This window comes from Prochlorococcus sp. RS04 (genome assembly GCF_001989455.1).
Lineage (GTDB): Bacteria > Cyanobacteriota > Cyanobacteriia > PCC-6307 > Cyanobiaceae > Prochlorococcus_A.
Genome location: NZ_CP018346.1, coordinates 1,453,582 through 1,476,055 on the forward strand (window position 1 = coordinate 1,453,582; position 22,474 = coordinate 1,476,055).

Sequence of the window (22,474 nt, forward strand, 5' to 3'; positions counted from 1 at the left end):
GTCTAGAAACTAAGATTTTCAAAATTATGGCTACTTTAGGAGTAAACATTGATCATATTGCAAATGTAAGGCAAGCAAGGAAAACTGTGGAGCCTGATCCTGTGCAATTTGCTTTTTTAGCAGAATTAGGAGGGGCAGATTCCATAACAGTGCATCTAAGAGAAGATAGAAGACACATACAAGATAGGGATGTATTCCTTCTGAAAGAGACTATAAAAACAAAACTCAATTTAGAGATGGCTGCTACAGAAGAAATGTTAGAAATTGCCAAAAAAATTCTTCCCGATTATGTAACGCTTGTACCCGAGAAAAGAGAGGAAGTTACTACTGAGGGCGGGTTGGATTTAAAAAGTAATGTGCAATACCTTAAGAAGGCTGTTGGGAATTTAAAGGATTCAAATATAGAAGTAAGTGCATTTATTGATCCTCTTGGCGAACAGATAAATTATTCCAAAGAAATAGGCTTTGATTTTATAGAATTACATACTGGAAAATATGCAGAATTATCGGGATCTGAACAATATAAAGAGCTCCAAAGGATTATAGAGTCTTCACATTTAGCAAATGACCTTGGATTAGTTGTTAATGCTGGTCATGGCTTGAACTACAATAATGTTAAAAAAATTGCATCAATTAACAATATGAACGAGTTGAACATAGGTCATAGTATTGTTGCAAGGGCATTAGCGATAGGATTAGAAAAGTCTGTACGTGAAATGAAGTCCCTTATCACATCAAATTAAATTTCAAAAATGACAACATATTTTTTCGTTGCGGCAAGTGAAAAGTTTTTAACTGTTGAAGAACCACTTGATGAAATTTTGAAAGAGAGGATGAGGAACTATAAAGAAAATAATAAAGAAATAGATTTTTGGCTCTTAAAAAATCCATCATTTTTGCAAACCACCCAATTTGCTGATCTAAAAGCAAAAATTCCATCTACCCCAGCAGTTGTTTTATCGACTGATAAAAAATTTATAACTTTCTTAAAGCTTCGTTTAGAGTTTGTTGCTGTGGGGGAATTCGAATGTCCTAATGCAGAAATAATTGATCCATTTAAAGTTGAGTAATATAACCATCTAGAAAATTGCTCAATCTTTATAAGTCAAATAAAATTGAAGTAATAAGTGAGCTGTTAGCAGAGGAATTAAAAATATGTCCTCCGCCTATAAATGAGAAATTAGAAATTGTAGTCCCCAATTACTTTTTGGGGAATTGGTTACGGGAACAAATAACTATAAAAAACAAAATAAGTGCTCTTTATGAGTTAAAGACAATATCAACGTATACCGAATCTTTATTGACAAATTTTTTCCCTGCAATTGATATGAGTGCATGGAATTTTGAGTCAATTAAATGGGGAATTATAGATTCATTAGAAGAATTAAATAGCTTTAAAGAATCATTTCCGCTTAGAAATTGGACTAATAAATATTTGGAAAATGATAAAACAATTGATGGAGACATATATAATCTGACAAAAAAGATCACGAATAATTTTATTGATTATCTGATTTTTAGACCTGAAATGATAGCTCAATGGAATAGATATGAAATTAATTCATCTAATCTATTTAAGAATTTAAACTCAGATCAATTATGGCAACCTATTTTATATAAATTATTAGAGGAAAAGATATCTGAAAAGCCATCATGTTTATACATGATTGAAGTAATAAAGAATTTAAGAAAAATAAAAAACGTTCAATTTCAAATACCAAATCAAATTTATATTTTTTCAGATAATAACTTATCTAAACTACATATTAATTTTTATTCAGAACTTTCAAAATTTATTAAGGTAAATTTGTATTTATTATCTCCTGGAGAAGATTTATGGAATAGAATAAATTGTCTTGAAGGTGAGTTGGGATTTGATGATAATGAAAGTAAATTGAATTTAAATAATACAAATATAGAGAAGATATTTGGTAAATTTGGAGCAAACTTTCAGAAATTAATTGATGAAAATATTTATACAGAAGGTATAAATTTAAAAAATAATTTAATATATATTGATCCAACAACTAATTTTTATAATAAGAAAGATATTCCTCTTCTTAATCAAATACAAAAAAGACTAATTAATAATAATAGCGTTGATTTTATAGTAAGTGAAAGGGATGATTCAATATTACTTTGTGAGCATTTTAATCAGAATAGTCAATTTGAATATTTAAGAAATAAAATTATAGAAATAATAAATTCTTGCGAGACTATTAAATATAGTGATATTGCTATTTTATCTCCACAAACTAATTTAATTAAACCTTATCTAAGGTACATCTTTAATAATGAGTTAATTAATGGTGAAAAAATACCTTATTTTTTTATTGATGAGGATAATCATGACTCTTCAGGTATTTATGAATTTCTAATTGACATTACTGACTTAGCAAGTGAAAAAATTACACTTGAAAAAATAGATTATATTCTTTCGAAAAAAGTAACTCAGAACATTTTTGATTTTAATATTATTGAGAAGGATGAAATTATTTTCTTACTTACCCAAGTGGGGTTTCATTGGGGATTAGATGATAAAGAAAGATTAGGTGAAGAGAAAAACACTCTAGATTGGTGTATAAATAGAATTACTTTAGGCTTAATTTATGACAAAGAAGTAAATTTAAGTACTTTTAATTTAAAACCATTTAGCTATAAAAATACAAGTTTGGATTTGAATAAATGGGTTAAAATATTAATTCATTTAAAAAAATTTATTAATTTGATAAGGGGATCTTTTTCTTACTCGAATTGGGTTGAAAAGATAAAGTTTATATTAAAAAGTATTGCTGATTCTAATGCAAATTTCAATTTAGAAATAATTGAAATAAATAGAATTCTTGATAATCACGCAATACCTTTAATACCTAATGATCTTATCTTATTAAAAGTTTTTAGAGAAATATTAATTTCTTGCATAAATAAAATTAAATATCAAAGCAAATCACGAGTCAACAAGATCCTTGTAAGTGATATTGAGAATTCAAGGCATATCCCACATAAGGTTATCTTCCTAATAGACATGAATAGTGTTAATTATCCAAAATTACCAAAGAGTGAAAACATTAATTTATTAAAAAACAAATATCATTTGGGTGATCCATCTGTTTTTGAAAGAGAGAAATATGCATTTCTAGAGTTGTTAATTTCCTGCAGAGATAAATTTATAGTTTCTTGGGTAAAAAATGATAAAGACAATAAAAAATTAGATGTTTCTTTTCCTATAAAAGAGTTAATTTCTTTTTTTGATAGTTTATTAAACCAAAGCCAAAGAGAACTAATAATTAAAGATTATGATTTAAATAAAAATGAAATAATTGATCTTGATAAATCTAAGATTGTTAAAAGTAATTATTCTTTAATAGGAGATATAAATTGGAATGAAAAAAAATCTGATATAAAAAACTACAAATTATCAGAATTGATTTATTGGTTCAAGACTCCACAAAAATATTGGCTTAATAAAAACAATATTTCTCCCAAGGAAATATTTATTCATCATCCAGACGAGGAGTATGTAAGCAATCTGCAAAAGTCGCAGCTGCTTACAAAAATAATACAGGAGTTAGAGATTGATAAACATAATTTTATTGATGATTTAAAAAAATTGAACATTAATGATCAATTGATTGAAAATGGGATTATTATCCCTAAAAATAGTATTCTTGTAAAAGAAAAAGAAATCAAAGATTTATTAGAAAGTCTATCTACAAGTTTAAGTCAACATAATAAGATTAATAGAATTTATGTTAAATCAAATTCAAATAAAGAAGAATATTTCTTAGATGATGATACCGTAATTGAATTGATTCATGCGAAACTAAGTTTAAGGCGTTTGATAGAGGCTTGGGTAAAATTACTCTTCATTTCTTCTATAAAGAAGAATATAAAAAAGACCAAAGTAATTTATAGAATAGAAAATCATTATAAATCGCAAATTATTCAATCACCTGGAGCAACGGAATCAAATCTAATTTTGGAGGAGTATATAAATATTTTTAAAAATTATTCTGAAAAATGTTTACCTCTTCCTCCAGAAAGTGCTTATAAATATGTAGAAGCAAAAATAAAATCAAAAAATGAAAAAAAAGCTTTTATAGATAAATGGATTGGTAACAAAAATTTTTCTAAAGGAGAAAGAGATAATATCGAAATGAAAATTTGTTTTGGTAATAAAAAAGAACCAGATTTCTTTCTTGGAAATAATAATTTTGATCAATTATCATACAGATTATATGGTCCTCTAATTAAAGCATTAAAGAAATAAAAAATGTCTAAATTTCAGTTAAAAAATTTTTTTAAAGGTGCTTATGATCTAATGCTTGTTTCTTTACAGTTCATTATTATTAGTCTTCATTTTTTTCAATGGGAATTTATTCCACAAATACAAATAATTCAAGCAAGTCCTTTTTCTTATTCACTGGGGATTTTAATTATTATTATCGCTTTCATAATAATGTTAGTTTCAATTAAAGACTTAGGTAGAAATTTATCCCCTTTCCCAAGACCTAAAAACAATAGCAATCTAGTTACCAAAGGTATTTATCGATTTACTTGTCATCCTATGTATTATTCTTTAATATTTATTTCCATTGGAGTTTTTATAATAAAATTATCTATTTATTATTTATTTTTGACAATAAGTTTGGCTTTAATAATTAAATTTAAGATTACCTTGGAAGAAAAATATTTAATGAATAAATTTAAGAATTACGTACTTTATAAAAATGAGGTCAAAGTTTAATTTAATAAAGAAATGGATATTAATCAAATTAAATTAGATAATAAGTTTAAATTAGTAGAAGCAAGTGCAGGAACTGGTAAAAGTTTTACTTTGGCTCACATAGTTTTAAGAAATGTTTTGGAGAAAAAAGTTAAACCAGATGAGATACTCTTGCTAAGTTTTACCAAAAATACTTGTTCTGAATTAAGAGATAAAATACTCTCGAGATTTCATAATTTAAAATTATATTTGCAAAGTCATAATGAAAATAAGATAGATAATACTCTTAAGGATTGGTATCTAGATTTTAAGTATAAAGATAAATCTAAGGAAAAAATAATTTCCGAAATTGATAATTTTATAAATCAATTCTATAAGTTAAAAGTAACTACGTTCCATGCTTTTTGTAATAACATTATTGATGAATATAGTATTGAAATAGGGATAACTCAAGATCCATATATTGATAATAATATTGATAATTTGTATAAGGATGTAATAGATAATCTGTGGATTGATGATTTTCTGAATCTTAATTATGAGCTTATTTCAACAGTCAACAAAAAAAAAATAAGTTCTAGATTTGGAAGTAGGATCAATAAGTCATTTTTTGTAGAAATTTTAAAAAATGTAGATCAAGAAAATATTTATAAATTTCAAATAAATAATAAATATAAGACTATTGATTTAAATAATTATTTTAATGAATTTTTTTATTTAAATTGGAAAGAGTTTTGTTTTGAATGGAATAAGAAAGGTAAGGAATTATTTTTACAACTCATAGAGTTAGGAAAATTAATTAAGGAGAGTGGTGGAAAAAGTCAAATATATTCTGAAAAACCAAGAAATGATAAGTTTAATCAAATAAATTGTTGGATTGAAGATATTAACAAAAGGCTTAATTCTAAAAATGTTATTGATTTAATATGTGATATTTCTAAGGATGATCTTTTATCTAAATATTTTTACATTGAAAATATATCTAAAGAAATTAATAAACATAATCTAAAATTAGATTTTACTAAATTTAATTTATTACAAGATAAAATTTATAAAATAAAAGAAGGTTTCTTTACTGAATTTGTAAGAATATTTACCCAATTAGCTTATATAAAATTAATTGAATTAAAGAAAAGTTTTTCTATTTTCAACTTTAATGATCTTATAAAGACTGTAGAAAATACATTTCTAGATTCGGAAATTAGTAATAGTAATACTCTATCTAAAATTCAAAAAAGATTTAAATGTGTCTTAGTTGATGAGTTCCAAGATACAGATATTACTCAGTGGAATTTAATAAAAAAGTTCTTTAATACAAAAAATCATTTTTTACTTTGCGTAGGGGATCCAAAACAAGCGATTTACAAATTTAGAGGAGGAGATATTGAAACTTACTTAGATGCAAGATCTAATGCAATCGAAGTTTTTAGTCTTAAAGATAACTATAGATCCTCAAAAAAGTTAATCGATGTTCTTAATAAGCTTTATAAGAGTGGACTTAAACAATCAAAACTAAACTATAGTAAATTAACCTCAAGAATTAATGAAAATATTAATCCTGAATTTAAATTTAAGAATGTATTTGAAATTGTAGAATTTTCAAAAAAAGAGACTGATATCCAGGATCTTGTAACTCATTACATAGTTAACTTTATTTTAAATAATAAAGAAATTGATATTAATAAAATTGCGATTCTTACATTAAATAATTCGCAATGCTTAGATTTTAAAAAAAAATTAAATCAGTTTAACCTCCCATGCAAAATTCATAATAAACAAAATATTTTTGATACAGAAGCAAGTTCTCTACTATTTTTATTCATTGAATGTTTATTAAATCCGAGGTCTTTTAAAAATATAACTTTGCTTGCCACTTCAAAGTTTATTGAAATAAAATTAGAAGATTTACTTGATCATGGAATTAATAATAGTTTAGAAATTTTAATTAATAATTGCATTACTTGGTCCCAGGAACTAATAGAAAAAGGGTTTTTAAACATTGTTAATGAACTACTTATAAATTACAAGTCATCTTCGATTATTCAAGATTCAGATTTAAATTCAAATTTATTTCAACTTTCAGAAATTGTTGAAATAGAATTAATAAATAATGATTTTGATCTGAATATAGTCTTCAACTGGTATAAAAATCAGTTAGATCATATTTTACGAATTTCTAATGGAGAAGATTTTTTGACGAAAGATTATAATCTTCAAAATGGAATAAATCTTTCTACCATTCATAGTAGTAAGGGACTCGAATTTGAAATAGTCCTATGTCCATATCTCTCAATTATTTCAAATAAGTCAAATAAAATTAAAGGACCTCTTTGGAAATCAAATATTGATAGAAATATATATATTAATATTTCTAATAATTATGCGAAGGTTGAAAAACTTAAATTAATAGAGGAAGAAGATTTATTTAAGGAGAGTGAGAGGTTAATTTATGTAGCACTTACAAGGAGCAAATTTAAACTTATTGTTTTTAATGATTTAGAGGATACAAATAATATTTTAAATAATGATTTACTTAATAATTTAGAAGATATCAATATTTATAAGTCTAATTTTGAAGTAAGGATAGAAAAAGAGAAAATAAAAGAAATTTTTTCTAAGTTCCAAACCAACAGATTGAATAATAATCTTTGGAAAATTTATAACGTTAATAAAAAAATATCTAATGTATTTAATTCTGATCAATTTATTTCTTATTCAAGTTATTCTTCTTGGATAAGTAAAGATAAAAATATTGATACAGTCATTAATCAAAATAAGGATTATGAAGATAATATATCAATTATCAAAGATTCTAATTTTAAGAATTCAAAGAATTATCCTAATTATTTTTCTTATCCAAATCCCTTAAGTGAATTTCCAAAAGGAACTATTGCTGGGACTTGCCTGCACAAAATAATAGAAAGATTTGAATTTAGAAACGATAATAATCAAGAATTAATTGATTTAATTATTGAGGAATTGAACTTTCATCAAATCGAGACTTCTTTGGCTTTTAAAGTAAAAGATGCGATTTTAAGAATCATAAATATATCTTTAGGAAAAGAATTACAAAATAAGAAACTAATTGATATTCCAAATGAATACTTAATTAAGGAACTCAAATATGATTTAACCCTATCTTATGAAGGTAGAAATATTAATTCTAATGATATATCAAATTGCTTTTTTTTAGATCAGGAATATGAATTTGGTGAAGAATATGCAAATAAAATAAATGATCTTCAAATTATGAATAAAGGCTTTCATTCAGGATGTATAGATTGTGTATTCCCTGTAGGAAATAAATTAGAAGATAGTAAATGGTGGGTAATTGATTGGAAAAGTAATTTTATTGCTGGTAGTGATAATAGTGATTGTTTACCGAGAAACTATAACTATGAAAACATGAGAAATGAAATGATTAAACATCATTATCCATTGCAATCTCATCTTTATTTATTAGCATTGCATAGATTATTAAAGTGGCGACTTAAAAATTATCAACCACATAAACATCTAGGAGGATATATTTATTTGTTTTTAAAGGGATTGCCAGATTTTGAATTATTTGAAAAATCTAAGTCTGAATATTTATCTCCAGGTATTTTTATTAGCAAAGCACCTTTAAAAAGAATTAATTATTTAGATAACCTTTTTTAGAATGACTAAATTTAATACAGATATTGAAAAGTTCCAATACGATCATATATTTAATTTAATCTTAGGTATTTTCAAATTTAGTGAAAAAAAATATGGAAATTTCGTAAAAGATGTAATAAGAATTTTATTAGAGTTTGAAAAAAATGGTGAAACTATTATTGATGTTGATAATAGTTTAATAATCTTTGAATTATTTGAAGATGGCTGGCCCAATAAACATATAGATGTTCTAAAAAAAATAGGTTTGATTGGTTCCCTTCATTCTCCATTCGTATTAGTAAATAGAAAATTAACCTTATCAAAATGGTCAAAAAAGATAGAAAGAGTTATTAATTCATTTTTAAAAAAAATAGATACCGATAATTCAATGAACTCAATTATTAATAAAGATGATAATAAAATTGATCAAATTAAAAATATATTTAAATTTTCAAACTTAGTTTTCCTTCAAGGAGGACCAGGTACTGGTAAAACCACTTTAATAATAAAGTTAATACTAGAACTCCTTCAAATTGATAACTTTTTAAATATTGGTTTATCTGCTCCAACTGGTAAAGCAACAGCTCGTTTAAAAGAAGCTCTTAATGATAAAAAAAATATTTCCTTTAGCAAATTTCTAGACCAATTAGAATTTCAAACTTTACATAGATGGATTTTAAATTCTCAAAATAAATCTCTTAAGTTGAAATTTAAACTAAAAGAGCTTGATATTTTCATAATTGATGAAATGTCAATGGTTAATATCGATTTGATTGAATCAGTTTTAAATTTGCTAGCAAAGGACTGTAAGATTATTTTAGTTGGAGATAAAAATCAATTGTCTCCAGTAAATAACTGTTCTATATGGAATTATTTGTTTGAATATTCCGATAATAGCTCAATTAAATCTTGTGTAGTAAATTTAGAAAAAACTTATAGAAATAGTGGAGATATAGCATTAATTAGTAGTTTAATATTTAAAAATGATTTTTCTTTACTTAATCAAAAGATAAAAGAATTAGAAAAAGATAATAATTCAAAAGAAATTACTATTTCAAAGAGTACAGAAAAAGATATTCCAAAAGATTTATTATTTTCGATTACAAGTCATTTAAAACAGTTAAATATTTCAACTTCAAATTTAAGTAAAAAAAAATATATATTTGATAAGAGTATTGATAATTTATTGCTTAATGAAAAAGATTTAGTAGATAAGATATTTCTGGATTTACAAAGTCACTTGATTTTATGCGAAAAAAATACCGGAATATGGAGTGTTGAATATTTGAATGAAATTGTTTTTGGTCAAAAAAAACCCTTTGACCTTAAAACTCTTAAAGAGGGTGTCCCGATCATGTGTACAAAAAATAATAATGAACTTGGTTTGTCAAATGGGGATATCGGAGTACTTATAGGTTTAAAAAATAAAAGAAAATATCTTTTTAGAAAATTTAATGATAAGAACGAAGAAATTGTCGCACTAATTGATCCATCTAATTTAGAAAATGTTGTACCAGCAATAGCCATTACTATTCATAAATCTCAAGGAAGTGAATCTGAAAAAGTAAACATTTTGTGGTCCCAAAATTATAGAAGAAATCAATATGCTGTAAAAGAAAAAAAAGATAATCAAAATATCTTTTGCAGAGATAATTTTGAAAGAAGGTTATTTTATACTGCTGTTACAAGAGCAAAAAAATCTTTAAATATATATTATTTAAATTAAATTTTATTTTTGAAAAATTAGTAATATCTTAACCCCAGGATGTTAGATTAATAATTCGGCTCTGTAAGGCTAATCAACAATTTAAGTCAATTTAGATATTTGTTGAATGCCTAATCAGAAGATTATTAGGCATTTAAAATGAATTTGAAAAAAGATAGTAACTCTCTTGGTAGTGAGCAGGAAAATTCTCAGAATGAAGATTCTTTCCTACTAGAGTACAAGAACTTAGATAACAAAAAAGAAGTTGAATCTCAACTATTGGAAGTATCGAAAGGAGATGATAATGAGAATGGATTTCTCGATTTTGGGTTTAATCAGTCAATCTTAAACGCGTTAATAAATAAAGGATATAAAAATCCAACTCCCATTCAAAAAGCTGCAATTCCCGAACTAATGTTAGGGAGGGATTTGCTAGGCCAAGCACAAACAGGAACAGGAAAGACTGCAGCTTTCGCATTACCATTAATAGAAAAACTTACAGATAATAAAGAATTAAATGCCAAGGTTTTAGTTATGACTCCTACAAGAGAATTAGCAACTCAAGTGGCAGAATCTTTTAAAAGTTATAGTTCTGAATCTAGTAATTTTAAGACGGTTGCAATATATGGAGGTACCGACTATCGAAATCAAATTTCTGCATTGAAAAGAAAAGTTGATGTAGTAGTTGGTACCCCGGGCCGAATAATGGATCATATAAGGCAGGGGACTTTTAAAATTAAAGATATAAATTGTCTTGTTTTAGATGAGGCAGATGAAATGTTAAATATGGGTTTTCTTGAAGATATTGAATGGATAATAGATCAACTTCCGGAAAATAAGCAGATGGTATTGTTTTCAGCAACAATGCCTAGTGAGATAAGAAATATAGCAAAAAAATATCTAAATGATCCCGCCGAAATATTTATCAAAAGTGTCAAAAAAGAAACTCAATTAATTTCGCAAAAATTTCTATATGTTCAAAGGCATCATAAGTTAGATGCCTTAAAAAGAATACTAGAACTTAATAACGAGGGAGTTATTATTTTTGTTAGGACAAAACTACTTACTACTTCAATAGCCGAAGCTTTAGAGAATTCAGGTCATACTGTGGCAGTACTTAATGGAGATATACCTCAAAATCAAAGAGAAAATACTGTAGATAGATTGAAAAAAGGATTTATTAATATTCTTGTTGCAACTGATGTCGCAGCTAGAGGATTAGATGTTGAGAGGATAAAACTTGTTGTTAATTACGATTTTCCTTTTGACAAGGAAACATATACTCATAGAATTGGAAGAACTGGAAGGGCAGGCAGATCAGGAGAAGCAATTTTATTTGTTAATCAAAGAGAAAAACATTTTCTAAGAAACTTAGAAAACTCAACAAGAACCAAGATTGAAGAAATTAATATACCAAGTAATAAAATAATAAATGAAAAAAGGATGGAGAAACTTATTGATAATGTTAATGAGAGTTCTTTAACTAAAGATGAAAATGAAGAAAATAAAGCTTTGATTATTGATGTACTAGATAATTTAAAAGAAAAATACTCTATGGATGACTCAAATATTGCAATGGCGGCGATTAATTTAGTAATAGGTAATAAATCATTTTTTGTTAATGACGATGATTCATGGATTAATAAACAAAATAATACTGATCGAAATAGATCAAATAGAAATAGTAATAATCGTATGAGAAATTCAAATAGAAGAAATAATTATCAAAATGATTCTTTTGAAACCTACAAATTTAACTTTGGTAAATTTGATGGAGTTAGAGTTGCAAATATTATATCCTCAATCTGTAATTCAACTAATATAAATGGTAGATCCATAGGTAAGATACAGATTTTTAATGATTACAGTTTGGTAGATTTACCCAGAGATCTGCATAGAGAAACTAAAAATAAATTAAAAAAAATTAAAGTCAGAAACTAGTGATAGAGAATGAAAGCTAGCAAATATAATTTCTTTATTTTTGTGAATCTGATAATACTATTCAACTCCTTTAATAGTTATTATTTAGCTCAAACGAAACAAAATTCAATCATAAAATTATTTTGTCTTCAGAGTGTCAAAGAGGAAATGATGAATGCAAAAATGGTATATAGTGAAGAAATTGCGAATGAAACTTGTGCTTGTTACTACGAAGAATTTATGCAAACTGCAAGTCATCAAGATGCAAAAACAAAATGTAAATTAGAAACTAAAGAAAATTTAAATCACAAAAGAAAAATTTAATTATTATTTTTATGAGGTCGAAGAACAAACAAAATCCAATAATTAGACTTTATTTAAATCTGATTGAGGAAAGAAGGTTACTATTTTTTGCTTTTCTTAGTTCCATAATTAATAAAATATTAGATTTAGCTCCCCCTGTAATAATTGGTCTTGCAGTGGATATTGTTGTTAAGGAACAGAATTCTTGGATTGCTGGTTTTGGAATAAAAGAAGTTCCAGCACAATTGATTTTTCTTGCATTTGCTTCAGGAATAGTTTGGTCTGGTGAATCCTCATTTGAATATTTATATTCAATTTTGTGGAGAAATTTGGCGCAGCTATCGCAACATAAATTAAGAATAAAAGCTTATGAGCATATCCAGGAATTAGATATGGATTTTTTTGAAAATGATAATACTGGAAGGCTATTATCTATTTTGAATGATGATATAAATCAACTCGAGAGATTTCTAGACCAAGGGGCTAATCAAATTATTCAGTTATTTATAACTGTCTTGATAATTGGGGGCACTATGATTTTTGTCGCTCCAAAAATCGCTTTATTTGCTTTCTTTCCTATCCCAATTATATTTTTAGGATCAATTAAATTTCAAAGGAAGCTTGCTCCAAAATACAGAGATGTTAGAAATAAAGCTGGACTGTTGGCATCAAGGCTTAATAATAATTTAAGTGGAATTCTAACCATAAAAAGTTTTACTAAAGAAAAATGGGAACTAAATAGATTAAATAAAGAAAGTCTCGAATATCAAAGAAGTAATAAGGCTGCAATAAAATTATCTTCTGCTTTTATCCCTCTTATAAGATTTGCAATTTTATTTGCTTTTATAGCGATTCTATTAATTGGAGGTTTCCAAACTTGGAATAAGACACTTGATGTAGGTACTTATAGTTTTTTAGTGTTTATTACACAAAGACTATTATGGCCTTTAACTACTTTGGGGCATGTTTTAGATGATTTTCAGAGATCTATGGCTTCAATAGATAGAGTAATTGATCTCATAGATACGCCTATAAAAATAAAAGATGGAAAAATAAGAATTGAACCTAAAGATATCAAAGGAGAAATTATTTTTAATAATATAAATTTTAATTATCCTGGACGAGATTTAACTTTAAAAAACATAAATTTCAAAATTGAAAATAACTCAACATTAGGAATTGTTGGTTTAACAGGTTCTGGTAAAAGTACAATAATAAAACTACTACTTAGAATTTATGATAGTAATAATGGGTCAATAACCTTGGATGGGGTAACTATTAAAGAAATAAATTTGAGGGATTTAAGAAAGTGTATCTCTTTAGTAAGTCAAGAAACTTATTTATTTCATGGCAGTGTACAAGAAAATATTGCTTATGGCTCAATCAACCCAAGTCTTAAAGATATTATTAAAGCTTCAAAGATTGCGGAAGCTCATAAATTTATTGAACAATTACCAGATGGTTATAAAACTATAGTGGGAGAAAGGGGCCAAAGGCTCTCAGGCGGTCAACGTCAAAGAATTGCCTTAGCGAGAGCTGTTTTAAAGGATGCTCCAATATTAATATTAGATGAAGCTACAGCTTCAGTTGATAATGAAACAGAGGCTTTAATTCAAAAATCGTTATCTAAAATCACAAAAGAAAGAACAACTATAGTAATAGCTCATAGGTTAAGCACTATAAAAAATGCTGATAATATTGTAGTTATTGATAAAGGTAAAATAGTTGAAAGCGGAAAACATGAAAAACTATTAGATCAGAACAAAATATATGCTGATTTGTGGAATGTTCAAGTAGGAATCTAGTATGAATTTCTAAACTATATTAAGAAGTTAAATGATTCAATTACGTTACTAAACATACCGTCAACTTTATTCCACCTTTCTTCATTTGTCCCCACAGCGAAAGTGTAAAGTGTTCCTCTATCAATTACGACAGTAGCTAATTCATGTCTTGCCTGTGCATTTAAATTTAATTCATACTCTAAATCATAAAAAATATGATTGGATGCCTCCCTCTTATTGGCATTTATAAGTTTTACTTCTCTACCTGAACCTTCGGGAGCAATAACTTTATCAATTAATGTTTGACCTACTTCACTTGGGCTTCCTAATTGCTCTAATTGAACCTCTTTATTGACATCAGAAATAACTAAACTTAAGGTCTCATTACTATTTATTAAATCATGATAAATAATTTCAGGACCTCCATCGACTTTTACTCTAGTCCATCCTGTTGGATACAAAAAGGCATATCTACCATCTGGACTTTGATAAGCTTCTAATCCCGCATTTAGTCCGCCACTACAAGCACTCAGTGTTAAGCACAAAAAAACCAAAAATAAATATTTGAAAGGGTTAAATTTAATATTTTTCATTTTGTTTGAAATTACTAACTAAAAACATAATAAGACATTAAAAGCAAACAATTATGGCAATTCGGAATTTTGCGTCTAAATTATCTCTAGAAATAGTTTAATTTTGATTACTTATACCAAACCACTTTCAAAATTAATCGGTCATTTTGAGAAATTCCCAGGGATTGGTCCAAGAACAGCGCAACGATTAGCCCTGTTTATTTTAAAACAACCTGAAAGTACAATAAGAGATTTTTCAAAGGCTCTGTTAGAAGCACATAGTAATGTAGGTCGTTGCAAAAAATGTTTCAATTTGACTTCAGAAGATGAATGTGAAATTTGTAGAAATACTGAAAGAAATCAAAAACTAATTTGTGTAGTAGCAGAAACCAAAGATTTGCTTGCTTTGGAGCGTGCCAGAGAATTTAAAGGTGTTTACCATGTTATTGGTGGTTTAATATCCCCAATGGATTCTGTAGGTCCCGAACTCTTAGAAATAAGAAGCTTGGTAGAAAGAGTTAGTAAGTCTGAAATAGATGAGATCATATTGGCATTGACCCCCAGTGTTGAGGGAGATACAACAAGTCTTTATATTGGAAAATTATTAGCCCCTTTTACTAAAGTTACGAGGATTGCATATGGGCTCCCAATGGGGAGTGAACTTGAATATGTGGATGAAGTTACACTTGCAAGGGCCTTAGAAGGAAGAACAAAACTAAATTAGACAATGAGAGACAATAATCTAATCAAGAAAGAAAAAACATTAAGACTTCCCTCCTGGATAAAATTTCCTATTAGTAAAGCCTCAGAGTTCGAAAAAATACAAACTCTCATCAAAAAATCAAATATTCATACTATTTGTGAAGAAGCAAGATGTCCAAATAGAGCAGAATGTTATGCCTCAGGAACAGCCACTTTCTTACTTGGTGGATCGATATGTTCTCGTTCATGTGCTTTTTGTCAGGTAAATAAAGGTAGACCTAGTTCTATCAATCTTGATGAATGTACTCAAGTCGCTGAAGCAGTAAAAGTACTAAATTTGAATTATGTTGTTTTGACATCTGTGGCTAGAGACGATCTCCCTGATCATGGTGCAAATTTATTTATATCTACAATTGATGAGATTAGAAAAATTGATTCAACAATTAAGATAGAGGTTTTAACTCCAGATTTATGGGGTGGGGGCAAAAATTTTAATGAAACTAATAATCTTCAGACTGAGAGATTGAAGATGATATTAGAAAAAGATCCAATATGCTTTAATCATAATCTTGAAACTGTTGAAAGACTGCAAAAAGAAGTTAGGAGAGGTGCAAATTACAAAAAATCCCTAAATTTACTAAAAAAGTCAAAAGATATTGCTCCTCATATTCAAACTAAATCAGGAATTATGTTAGGTCTTGGGGAAACATTGGATGAAATAAAAAATACAATTTGCGATCTCAAAAAAATAGATTGTGATCAAATTACAATTGGCCAATATTTAAGGCCCTCTTTCAATCATTTGGCAGTTAAGAAATATTGGGATCCATCAGAGTTTGAATATTTATATCGCTTCTCTAAGGAATTAGGATTCAAGAAAGTATCTTCTGGCCCGTTAGTTAGAAGTAGTTATCATGCAGGTTAACTTTCTTCAATTAAAGAGAGTTTCTTTTCAAGTTTTTTCAATATGGAAATACATTCCCCGTTCATAAGTGTGCCTGCACCTCCCCAAACCAATCTCAATAAAAGATCTACTGGGCTAGAACCAACTTCTTTTACAATTTTAAATCCTATTAACTTGAAATACCTTACAAGTTTTTTACTATAGCCTTCACTATCAAAAATAGCTAAAAGTCTTGCTTTGTTGCTTGATTTTTTTTCAATTGCCCAAGCCATAGTTGTTGCCCATATTAATTCCGAAACAAAAGCAGGCGCTTTACTAAGTATTCTTAATGTATCAAGCTGAATACCTTGTTTATTGAAATAAGTCCAACCTTTCATTTCTGCCCAAATCTTAATGATGTTATCTTTCTGTTCTGCTATAACGATTCTAAAGAAACATAATCCGAGAGTTTCTCTAACTTGAATTTTAATTAATAATCCAATGTTACCTGCTAATTTTTCTAGTTCTTCAACCTTCATGATTTTGAAAATTAGTCCTTTTGGATTTTATGATTTTCCACTTTTAATCTATCAATCTGTTTTTGTCTCTCTTCAAACCTTTTCCTATCATCATCACTGAATTGATCTATGCAAAAATGACATTGGATACCCTTTCTATATTCTTTTCTTTCTTGATCTTTAATCGAAACTGGCATGCCACATGCATGACAAATCGAGTATGAGCCTTTTTCTAATTCTTGGTCTAAAGCAACTCTTTTATCAAAAACATAACATTCACCTTCAAATAAGTTTTTTTCTTTTGGTATATCATCAAGGTATTGAAGGATACCCCCTTGTAGGTGATATATATTTTTATAACCTTTCTTTTTAAGCAAAGTAGTAGCTTTTTCACATCTTATTCCTCCGGTACAAAACATTGCTATATTTGTAGACTCTTTATTTTCTAAAAGGGTATCTAAATGATCATCTACCCACTTGGGGAATTCGCTAAAGTTTTTTGTATTTGGGTTTATAGAGTTCTGAAATGTACCTATAGACACTTCATAATTATTTCTAGTATCAATGACTATTGTATTTTGATTTTTAATTAACTTATTCCAATTAGCTGAGTCAATATAGGTCCCATTATTTTCTAGAGGGTTTATTTCAGGGACTCCCATTGTAACTATTTCTTTCTTGATTTTTATTTTTAATTTTTTGAAGATTTTGTTTTTTGAAAAGTTTACCTTAATATTCAAGTTTCTATTATCTGCATATTTATTAAGTAAATTGATAACAATGTCAATTACATTTTTCTCAGCACAAATAGTTCCATTAATGCCCTCACTAGCAAAAATAAATAAACCTGAAAGATCGTATTCATTTTCGATTTCTAATAATTTATTTTTTAGATCAAGAATTAAGTTTTCTTGAAATGGGAAGAAAGAGTAAAGAGAAACTATTTTATAATTTTTGCCTTTCATAAAGAAGATAATGTTTTTTCACAAGTTTCAAAATCTTTGTTAAATGATACTCCAACCTCTTTAAGAAGTTTTCTATCTGATTGAAAAGATGGATTTGAAGTTGTGAGTAACTCATCTCCATAAAAAATTGAATTTGCCCCACATTGAAAACACAATATTTGTGCTTCTTTTGAAAGCTTTTCTCTCCCTGCACTTAGTCTTATTTTACTTTTAGGCATAAGAATTCTTGCTGTAGCTATCATCCTTATCATTTCAATAGAATCAATTTCTTTATTATCTTCTAAACCAGTGCCTTCAATAGCTACTAATGAATTTATAGGAACACTTTCCGGGTGCGGATTCATGTTTGAAAGCACTTCCAAAAGAGATGCTCTATCGCCATTAGTTTCCCCCAAGCCTATTATTCCTCCACAACAAACATTTATTCCTGCATTCCTTACTCTTTTGATAGTATCTAGTCTGTCTTGATAAGTTCTAGTCGTAATAATATTTTTATAATGCTCGGGACTAGTATCAAGATTGTGGTTATACGCAGTTAAACCTGCATCAGCCAGTCTTAAAGCTTGTTCTTCGGTAAGCATCCCAGCAGTAACGCATGCTTCCATCCCTAAATCTCTTACACCGCTCACCATCTCCAACATTGCATTAAAAGATTTCCCATCCCTAATTTCTCTCCACGCCCAACCCATACAAAACCTATCTGCACCCTCATTTTTTGCTACTTGAGCCCTTGCTAAAACCTCTTCAACTTGAAACTGTGGATGACTTTTGATTTCGCTGGCACTATAAATTGATTGGCTACAGTACAAACAATTTTCCTCACATCCCCCAGTTTTTACGCTGAACAATGATGCTAATTGAATATCGTATTTGTTAAATTTCCTGTGAACTGTTTGTGATTCCCACATTAAATCAATAAGAGGCATATTAAGTATTTCCAAAATCTCCTCTTTTTTCCAATCGAACCTAATTTCTTTTAATAACTGATTATTCGAATTAGCCATTTTTATTAGGAAATATATTGAGAATCTTCAAAAGATTCATTTGGTAATGATTCTATACCGCCGAAACGTCTATTTCTTGATTGGTAATCAATTATTGCTTTAAGAAATTCATGCTCATTGAACTCTGGCCAAAGTACGTCAGATATATAAATTTCTGAATATGCTAATTGCCATAATAAAAAATTACTTATCCTTTTTTCACCACTAGTTCTTATTAGTAATTCTGGATCTTTAATCCCTCTAGTTAATAACTCTGAATTAAATAATTCTTCATTAATTTCACTGGGTTTTATTTCCCCAGAAGAAGATTTTAATGCTAGTTTTTTTGCTACTTTTACTATTTCTTGTCTCCCTCCGTAATTAACACAAACATTGAATAAAAATTTATTGTTGTTTTTAGTAAGTGATTCTGAACTAGATATTATTTCTTTTAAATTTTTTGGGAAAGGAGTTAAATCTCCAATAAATTTTATTTTGGTTGATTCTTCATGTATCTCTTTAATTTCATTTTTTAGAACTTCGCTAAAAAGATTTATAAGAAAATCAACTTCTTTTGTTGGTCTTGCCCAATTCTCAGTTGAAAATGCATAAACAGTAATTACTTCACAACCTAAATTTTTTGCAGCTTTGAGAATTTTTTTTAATACACTAACGCCCTGTTTATGTCCAAATGATCGTGGCAAACCTTTTCTAGTCGCCCATCTCCCATTGCCGTCCATAATTATTGCTACATGCTTGGGTAATTTTTGCTTATCTATTTTCATTAATAAGTCAGTAATTTTATTGTCTAATGCTTTTTCTAAACTCATTAGTTAATCCTGTTTGTTAATAAAAATTTCTGGTTTTTCTGACTCTTTTTTATTAATATCATTGATGATATTATCACTCGAGCCCGCTTTTTGGGATGAAACATTTTTACTTAAAGATGCTTTATTTCCTCCCATAGAGTTTTGATTTCCAATCAAATTTGCGAGAAGTTCTTGTAACCTGCTGCTAGTAATTGGCCTTTCGAGTTTGCCTTGGTTTGCTAATGATAACGTACCTGTTTCTTCAGAAACAACAATACAAATACATCTGTCAAATCTTTCTGTAATTCCTAATGCTGCTAAATGTCTTGTGCCATATCTACTTATTCCTTGTCTTGAGAGAGGAAGTATTACGCCAGCAGAAATTATTTTATTTCCTTTCACAAGAACTGCTCCATCATGTAAAGGCGTATCTGTAGCAAAAAGATTTATTAAAAGGTCAGTTGATAATTGTGCCTCAATATTGGTTCCTGAATATAAAAAATCTTCAGGTCTTAAATCACTTCCCAAATCTACAACGATTAAAGCACCTCTTCTATTTTGAGAGAGTTTACCGGCAGTATCAACTAATTGAGTAATAGTAGTTGAAGTTGCTCTAAATTCCTTTGGTGGATTCCCAAGTAATACAGCTAGCCTCCCTGTGCCTAGTAATTCCATTAATCTTCTTAACTCTCCTTGCCAAAGGATCGCTAATGAGAGGGAGCAAGCGAGGACTAAAGCATCAATTAATTTTGTTGTTAGTGGTAAGTATGCATATCTTTGAATAAACCATGCGGATGATACTAAAAACAAATATCCTCTTAGAAGCCATAATGTCCGTTGTTCTTTTACTCTAGAGAATAATAATAGTCCGAAACCAACAGCAAATAAGACATCTAATAAAACCTTTAAATTTATAATCCCCCAGAAATTCACACTAAAAACAAAATTAATTTAAATGTACCTAATTTTGTTTGATAAAGCGATCAGGTAATACGTCATATTTTAAAAGATCCAATGGGGTTTCTCTTTTTTGAATAATTTCTGCCTCTCCATCTTTAACTAATAGAGCAGCAGGTCTTGGAATTCTGTTGTAGTTAGAACTCATTGAGTTATTATATGCACCAGTACCAAAAACACATATAAGATCTCCGGTTTTACATTCTGCGAGTTCAATTTCCTTAAACAAAACATCACCCGATTCGCAGTGCTTACCAGCAATAGTGTATTTATTTTTGGAATTAATATTTAATGGATTACTTACTAAACATGCAGAATAATTTGATTGATATGTAATTGGTCTTGGATTATCACTCATACCACCATCAACAGATAAATATGTTCTGATACCGGGAATTTCTTTAAATGCTCCAATTTTGTAAATGGTTATACCTGCTGTAGATACAATAGATCTACCAGGTTCGCACATTAATGTGGGAAAATCTAAGTTGTATTTTTTACAAGCTTCAACAACGGAAGAAGAAATTGTTTTAACCCATTCATCTATTGAAGGGGGATCATCACTTTCTGTATACCTGATACCTAAACCCCCTCCAACATTTAGTTCCTCAATATTATGACCAAATTTTTTGGCGTCTAAGATAACCTTTACCATTATTTCTCCCAGATCCTTATGAGGGTCAAGTTCAAAAATCTGTGAACCAATATGAGCATGTAAACCTTTTAATTTTAGGTATTTTGTATTGCTGATTCTGTTGAATAATATATTTAAATATTCTATTCCGAAACCAAATTTGCTATCAAATGATCCAGTTCTAATATATTCATGTGTATGACATTCTATCCCAGGAGTAAAGCGAATCATTATTTCTAAATCATGATTAAATGAATTTGAGATCTCATCTAATCTTTCTAAGTCGTAATCATTATCTACAATAACCTTAATATTATTTCTAACTGCGAATTCTAATTCTTTGTCTGATTTGTTGTTACCATGAAAAACAATTTTTTCATTTGGAACTCCACCTTTAATAGCGGTTAATAGTTCTCCTTCTGAAACAGCATCAAGTCCTAAACCTTCAGAGGAAACAAGACTACTCATGAATATGGAACTATTTGCCTTAGAAGCATATATGGGCAAGGATTTTCCTGGGTAATATTTTTCTAATGATTTTTTGTACGCTTTACAAGAATTTCTTAAAGTGATTTCATCTAAGATATAAAGAGGAGAATCATATTTTTTAACAAGTTCTTCAATAGAACATCCACCAACTGACAATTTCCCATCTCCTTCAATGAATGTTGAAATAGGAACAATATTTCTGTTAGGACTTTCCAAGTCAATTTTTTGTTTTAAAAAAGATTGTTTTTCTTCCATGGGAGAACTTTTAATAAAGCTTTGCCAAAACTGTCATATTTTATAATGACTTTAGATTTGAACTTTCTAGATATAAATACATAATAAATGATATCTATTAAACAAATAAATAAAAAAGATATTGATTTATGTTATGAATTAGATTCAAATACGATTTCGCTCTGGAGTAGAGAACAATGGTCTAACGAATTCAAAAAAGATGGTACAAAAATCTTTGGATTATTAATTGAAAATTTAGTCATTGGCATATGTGTTTTTCAAGTTGTTATTGATGAAGCTCAAATAAATTATTTTGTAGTAAATAAGAAATTTAGAAAAAAGGGATTTGGATCTTATCTTATGAGCTATTTAATAAAAAAATGTGAAAAATTAAATTTAAGGAAATTACTATTAGAAGTTTCTCAGAGCAATGTTACTGCTGAAAGATTTTATAGTCGCTTTGATTTTTCTACTGTGGGAATAAGAAAAAATTATTATAAAGATGGTTCACATGCTCTTTTAAAAGAAAAAAAATTAACAACAAAATAATGTAAAAATTTAAATGTTCGGATAACCAGAATCCTTGAAATTACTATAATTTATTGCTATATCATTAAAAAAGTTCAATTTAATTTGATAAATTATACTTTT

At 28.0% G+C, this 22,474-nt stretch carries 19 protein-coding genes; 12 read left to right on the top strand and 7 right to left on the bottom strand.

Annotated features, from left to right (window positions below):
• Positions 1-26 precede the first annotated feature (26 nt).
• The 9 genes from BS621_RS08045 to BS621_RS08085 all read left to right on the top strand — a co-directional run bounded on the left by BS621_RS08045 (position 27) and on the right by BS621_RS08085 (position 14,098).
• On the top strand, positions 27-743 hold the full coding sequence (locus tag BS621_RS08045; protein WP_077142446.1) for a pyridoxine 5'-phosphate synthase: 717 nt from the start codon (positions 27-29) through the stop codon (positions 741-743).
• 9 nt (positions 744-752) lie between these two features.
• Positions 753-1,070, top strand: coding sequence for an MgPME-cyclase complex family protein (locus BS621_RS08050; protein WP_025881740.1), 318 nt, complete (start codon positions 753-755; stop codon positions 1,068-1,070).
• A 17-nt stretch (positions 1,071-1,087) separates the two neighbouring features.
• On the top strand, positions 1,088-4,270 hold the full coding sequence (locus tag BS621_RS08055) for an exodeoxyribonuclease V subunit gamma (protein ID WP_077142447.1): 3,183 nt from the start codon (positions 1,088-1,090) through the stop codon (positions 4,268-4,270).
• Positions 4,271-4,273: 3 nt separating this feature from the next.
• On the top strand, positions 4,274-4,747 hold the full coding sequence (locus BS621_RS08060) for a methyltransferase family protein (protein WP_077142448.1): 474 nt from the start codon (positions 4,274-4,276) through the stop codon (positions 4,745-4,747).
• A 12-nt stretch (positions 4,748-4,759) separates the two neighbouring features.
• Complete coding sequence (locus BS621_RS08065; protein ID WP_077142449.1) at positions 4,760-8,386, top strand: UvrD-helicase domain-containing protein; 3,627 nt, start codon at positions 4,760-4,762, stop codon at positions 8,384-8,386.
• A 1-nt stretch (position 8,387) separates the two neighbouring features.
• Positions 8,388-10,091, top strand: coding sequence for an AAA family ATPase (locus BS621_RS08070; RefSeq protein ID WP_077142450.1), 1,704 nt, complete (start codon positions 8,388-8,390; stop codon positions 10,089-10,091).
• Between the two features lie 138 nt (positions 10,092-10,229).
• Positions 10,230-12,011: a DEAD/DEAH box helicase gene (locus tag BS621_RS08075; RefSeq protein ID WP_077142451.1), complete on the top strand. Its 1,782-nt coding sequence runs from the start codon at positions 10,230-10,232 to the stop codon at positions 12,009-12,011.
• 147 nt (positions 12,012-12,158) lie between these two features.
• The gene (locus BS621_RS09685; protein WP_225866694.1) at positions 12,159-12,314 is read left to right on the top strand and encodes a hypothetical protein; all 156 of its coding nucleotides are present in this window, start codon (positions 12,159-12,161) and stop codon (positions 12,312-12,314) included.
• An 11-nt stretch (positions 12,315-12,325) separates the two neighbouring features.
• A complete protein-coding gene (locus tag BS621_RS08085; protein ID WP_077142453.1) occupies positions 12,326-14,098 on the top strand; it encodes an ABC transporter ATP-binding protein in 1,773 nt (590 codons plus the stop codon).
• Positions 14,099-14,112: 14 nt separating this feature from the next.
• On the opposite strand, the gene psbP is transcribed toward BS621_RS08085, so the two are convergent.
• Complete coding sequence (psbP, locus tag BS621_RS08090) at positions 14,113-14,670, bottom strand: photosystem II reaction center PsbP (protein ID WP_025933705.1); 558 nt, start codon at positions 14,668-14,670, stop codon at positions 14,113-14,115.
• A 103-nt stretch (positions 14,671-14,773) separates the two neighbouring features.
• Between psbP and recR the strand changes: the two genes are divergently transcribed.
• Both recR and lipA read left to right on the top strand, forming a co-directional pair.
• A complete protein-coding gene (recR, locus tag BS621_RS08095; protein ID WP_032524580.1) occupies positions 14,774-15,373 on the top strand; it encodes a recombination mediator RecR in 600 nt (199 codons plus the stop codon).
• 3 nt (positions 15,374-15,376) lie between these two features.
• Positions 15,377-16,276 (top strand): lipoyl synthase, encoded by a 900-nt coding sequence (gene lipA, locus BS621_RS08100; RefSeq protein WP_077142454.1) that lies wholly within the window; start codon positions 15,377-15,379, stop codon positions 16,274-16,276.
• Here lipA and BS621_RS08105 read toward each other — a convergent pair.
• From BS621_RS08105 to lysA, 6 genes are read right to left on the bottom strand one after another with little or no spacing between them, the layout of a single operon-like run.
• On the bottom strand, positions 16,273-16,773 hold the full coding sequence (locus BS621_RS08105) for a hypothetical protein (protein WP_077142455.1): 501 nt from the start codon (positions 16,771-16,773) through the stop codon (positions 16,273-16,275). The two genes, lipA and BS621_RS08105, sit on opposite strands and share 4 nt — an antisense overlap.
• Before the next feature lie 11 nt (positions 16,774-16,784).
• Complete coding sequence (gene trhO / locus BS621_RS08110) at positions 16,785-17,717, bottom strand: oxygen-dependent tRNA uridine(34) hydroxylase TrhO (RefSeq protein ID WP_077142456.1); 933 nt, start codon at positions 17,715-17,717, stop codon at positions 16,785-16,787.
• Complete coding sequence (bioB, locus tag BS621_RS08115; RefSeq protein WP_077142457.1) at positions 17,714-18,721, bottom strand: biotin synthase BioB; 1,008 nt, start codon at positions 18,719-18,721, stop codon at positions 17,714-17,716. Before bioB ends, trhO begins: the two co-directional genes overlap by 4 nt.
• Before the next feature lie 5 nt (positions 18,722-18,726).
• The gene (locus BS621_RS08120) at positions 18,727-19,530 is read right to left on the bottom strand and encodes an isoprenyl transferase (RefSeq protein ID WP_077142458.1); all 804 of its coding nucleotides are present in this window, start codon (positions 19,528-19,530) and stop codon (positions 18,727-18,729) included.
• A 3-nt stretch (positions 19,531-19,533) separates the two neighbouring features.
• On the bottom strand, positions 19,534-20,442 hold the full coding sequence (gene cdaA / locus BS621_RS08125; protein ID WP_077142459.1) for a diadenylate cyclase CdaA: 909 nt from the start codon (positions 20,440-20,442) through the stop codon (positions 19,534-19,536).
• A 28-nt stretch (positions 20,443-20,470) separates the two neighbouring features.
• Complete coding sequence (gene lysA / locus BS621_RS08130; protein ID WP_077142460.1) at positions 20,471-21,844, bottom strand: diaminopimelate decarboxylase; 1,374 nt, start codon at positions 21,842-21,844, stop codon at positions 20,471-20,473.
• Positions 21,845-21,931: 87 nt separating this feature from the next.
• Between lysA and rimI the strand changes: the two genes are divergently transcribed.
• Positions 21,932-22,372: a ribosomal protein S18-alanine N-acetyltransferase gene (rimI, locus tag BS621_RS08135; protein WP_077142461.1), complete on the top strand. Its 441-nt coding sequence runs from the start codon at positions 21,932-21,934 to the stop codon at positions 22,370-22,372.
• The last annotated feature ends 102 nt before the right edge of the window (positions 22,373-22,474 follow it).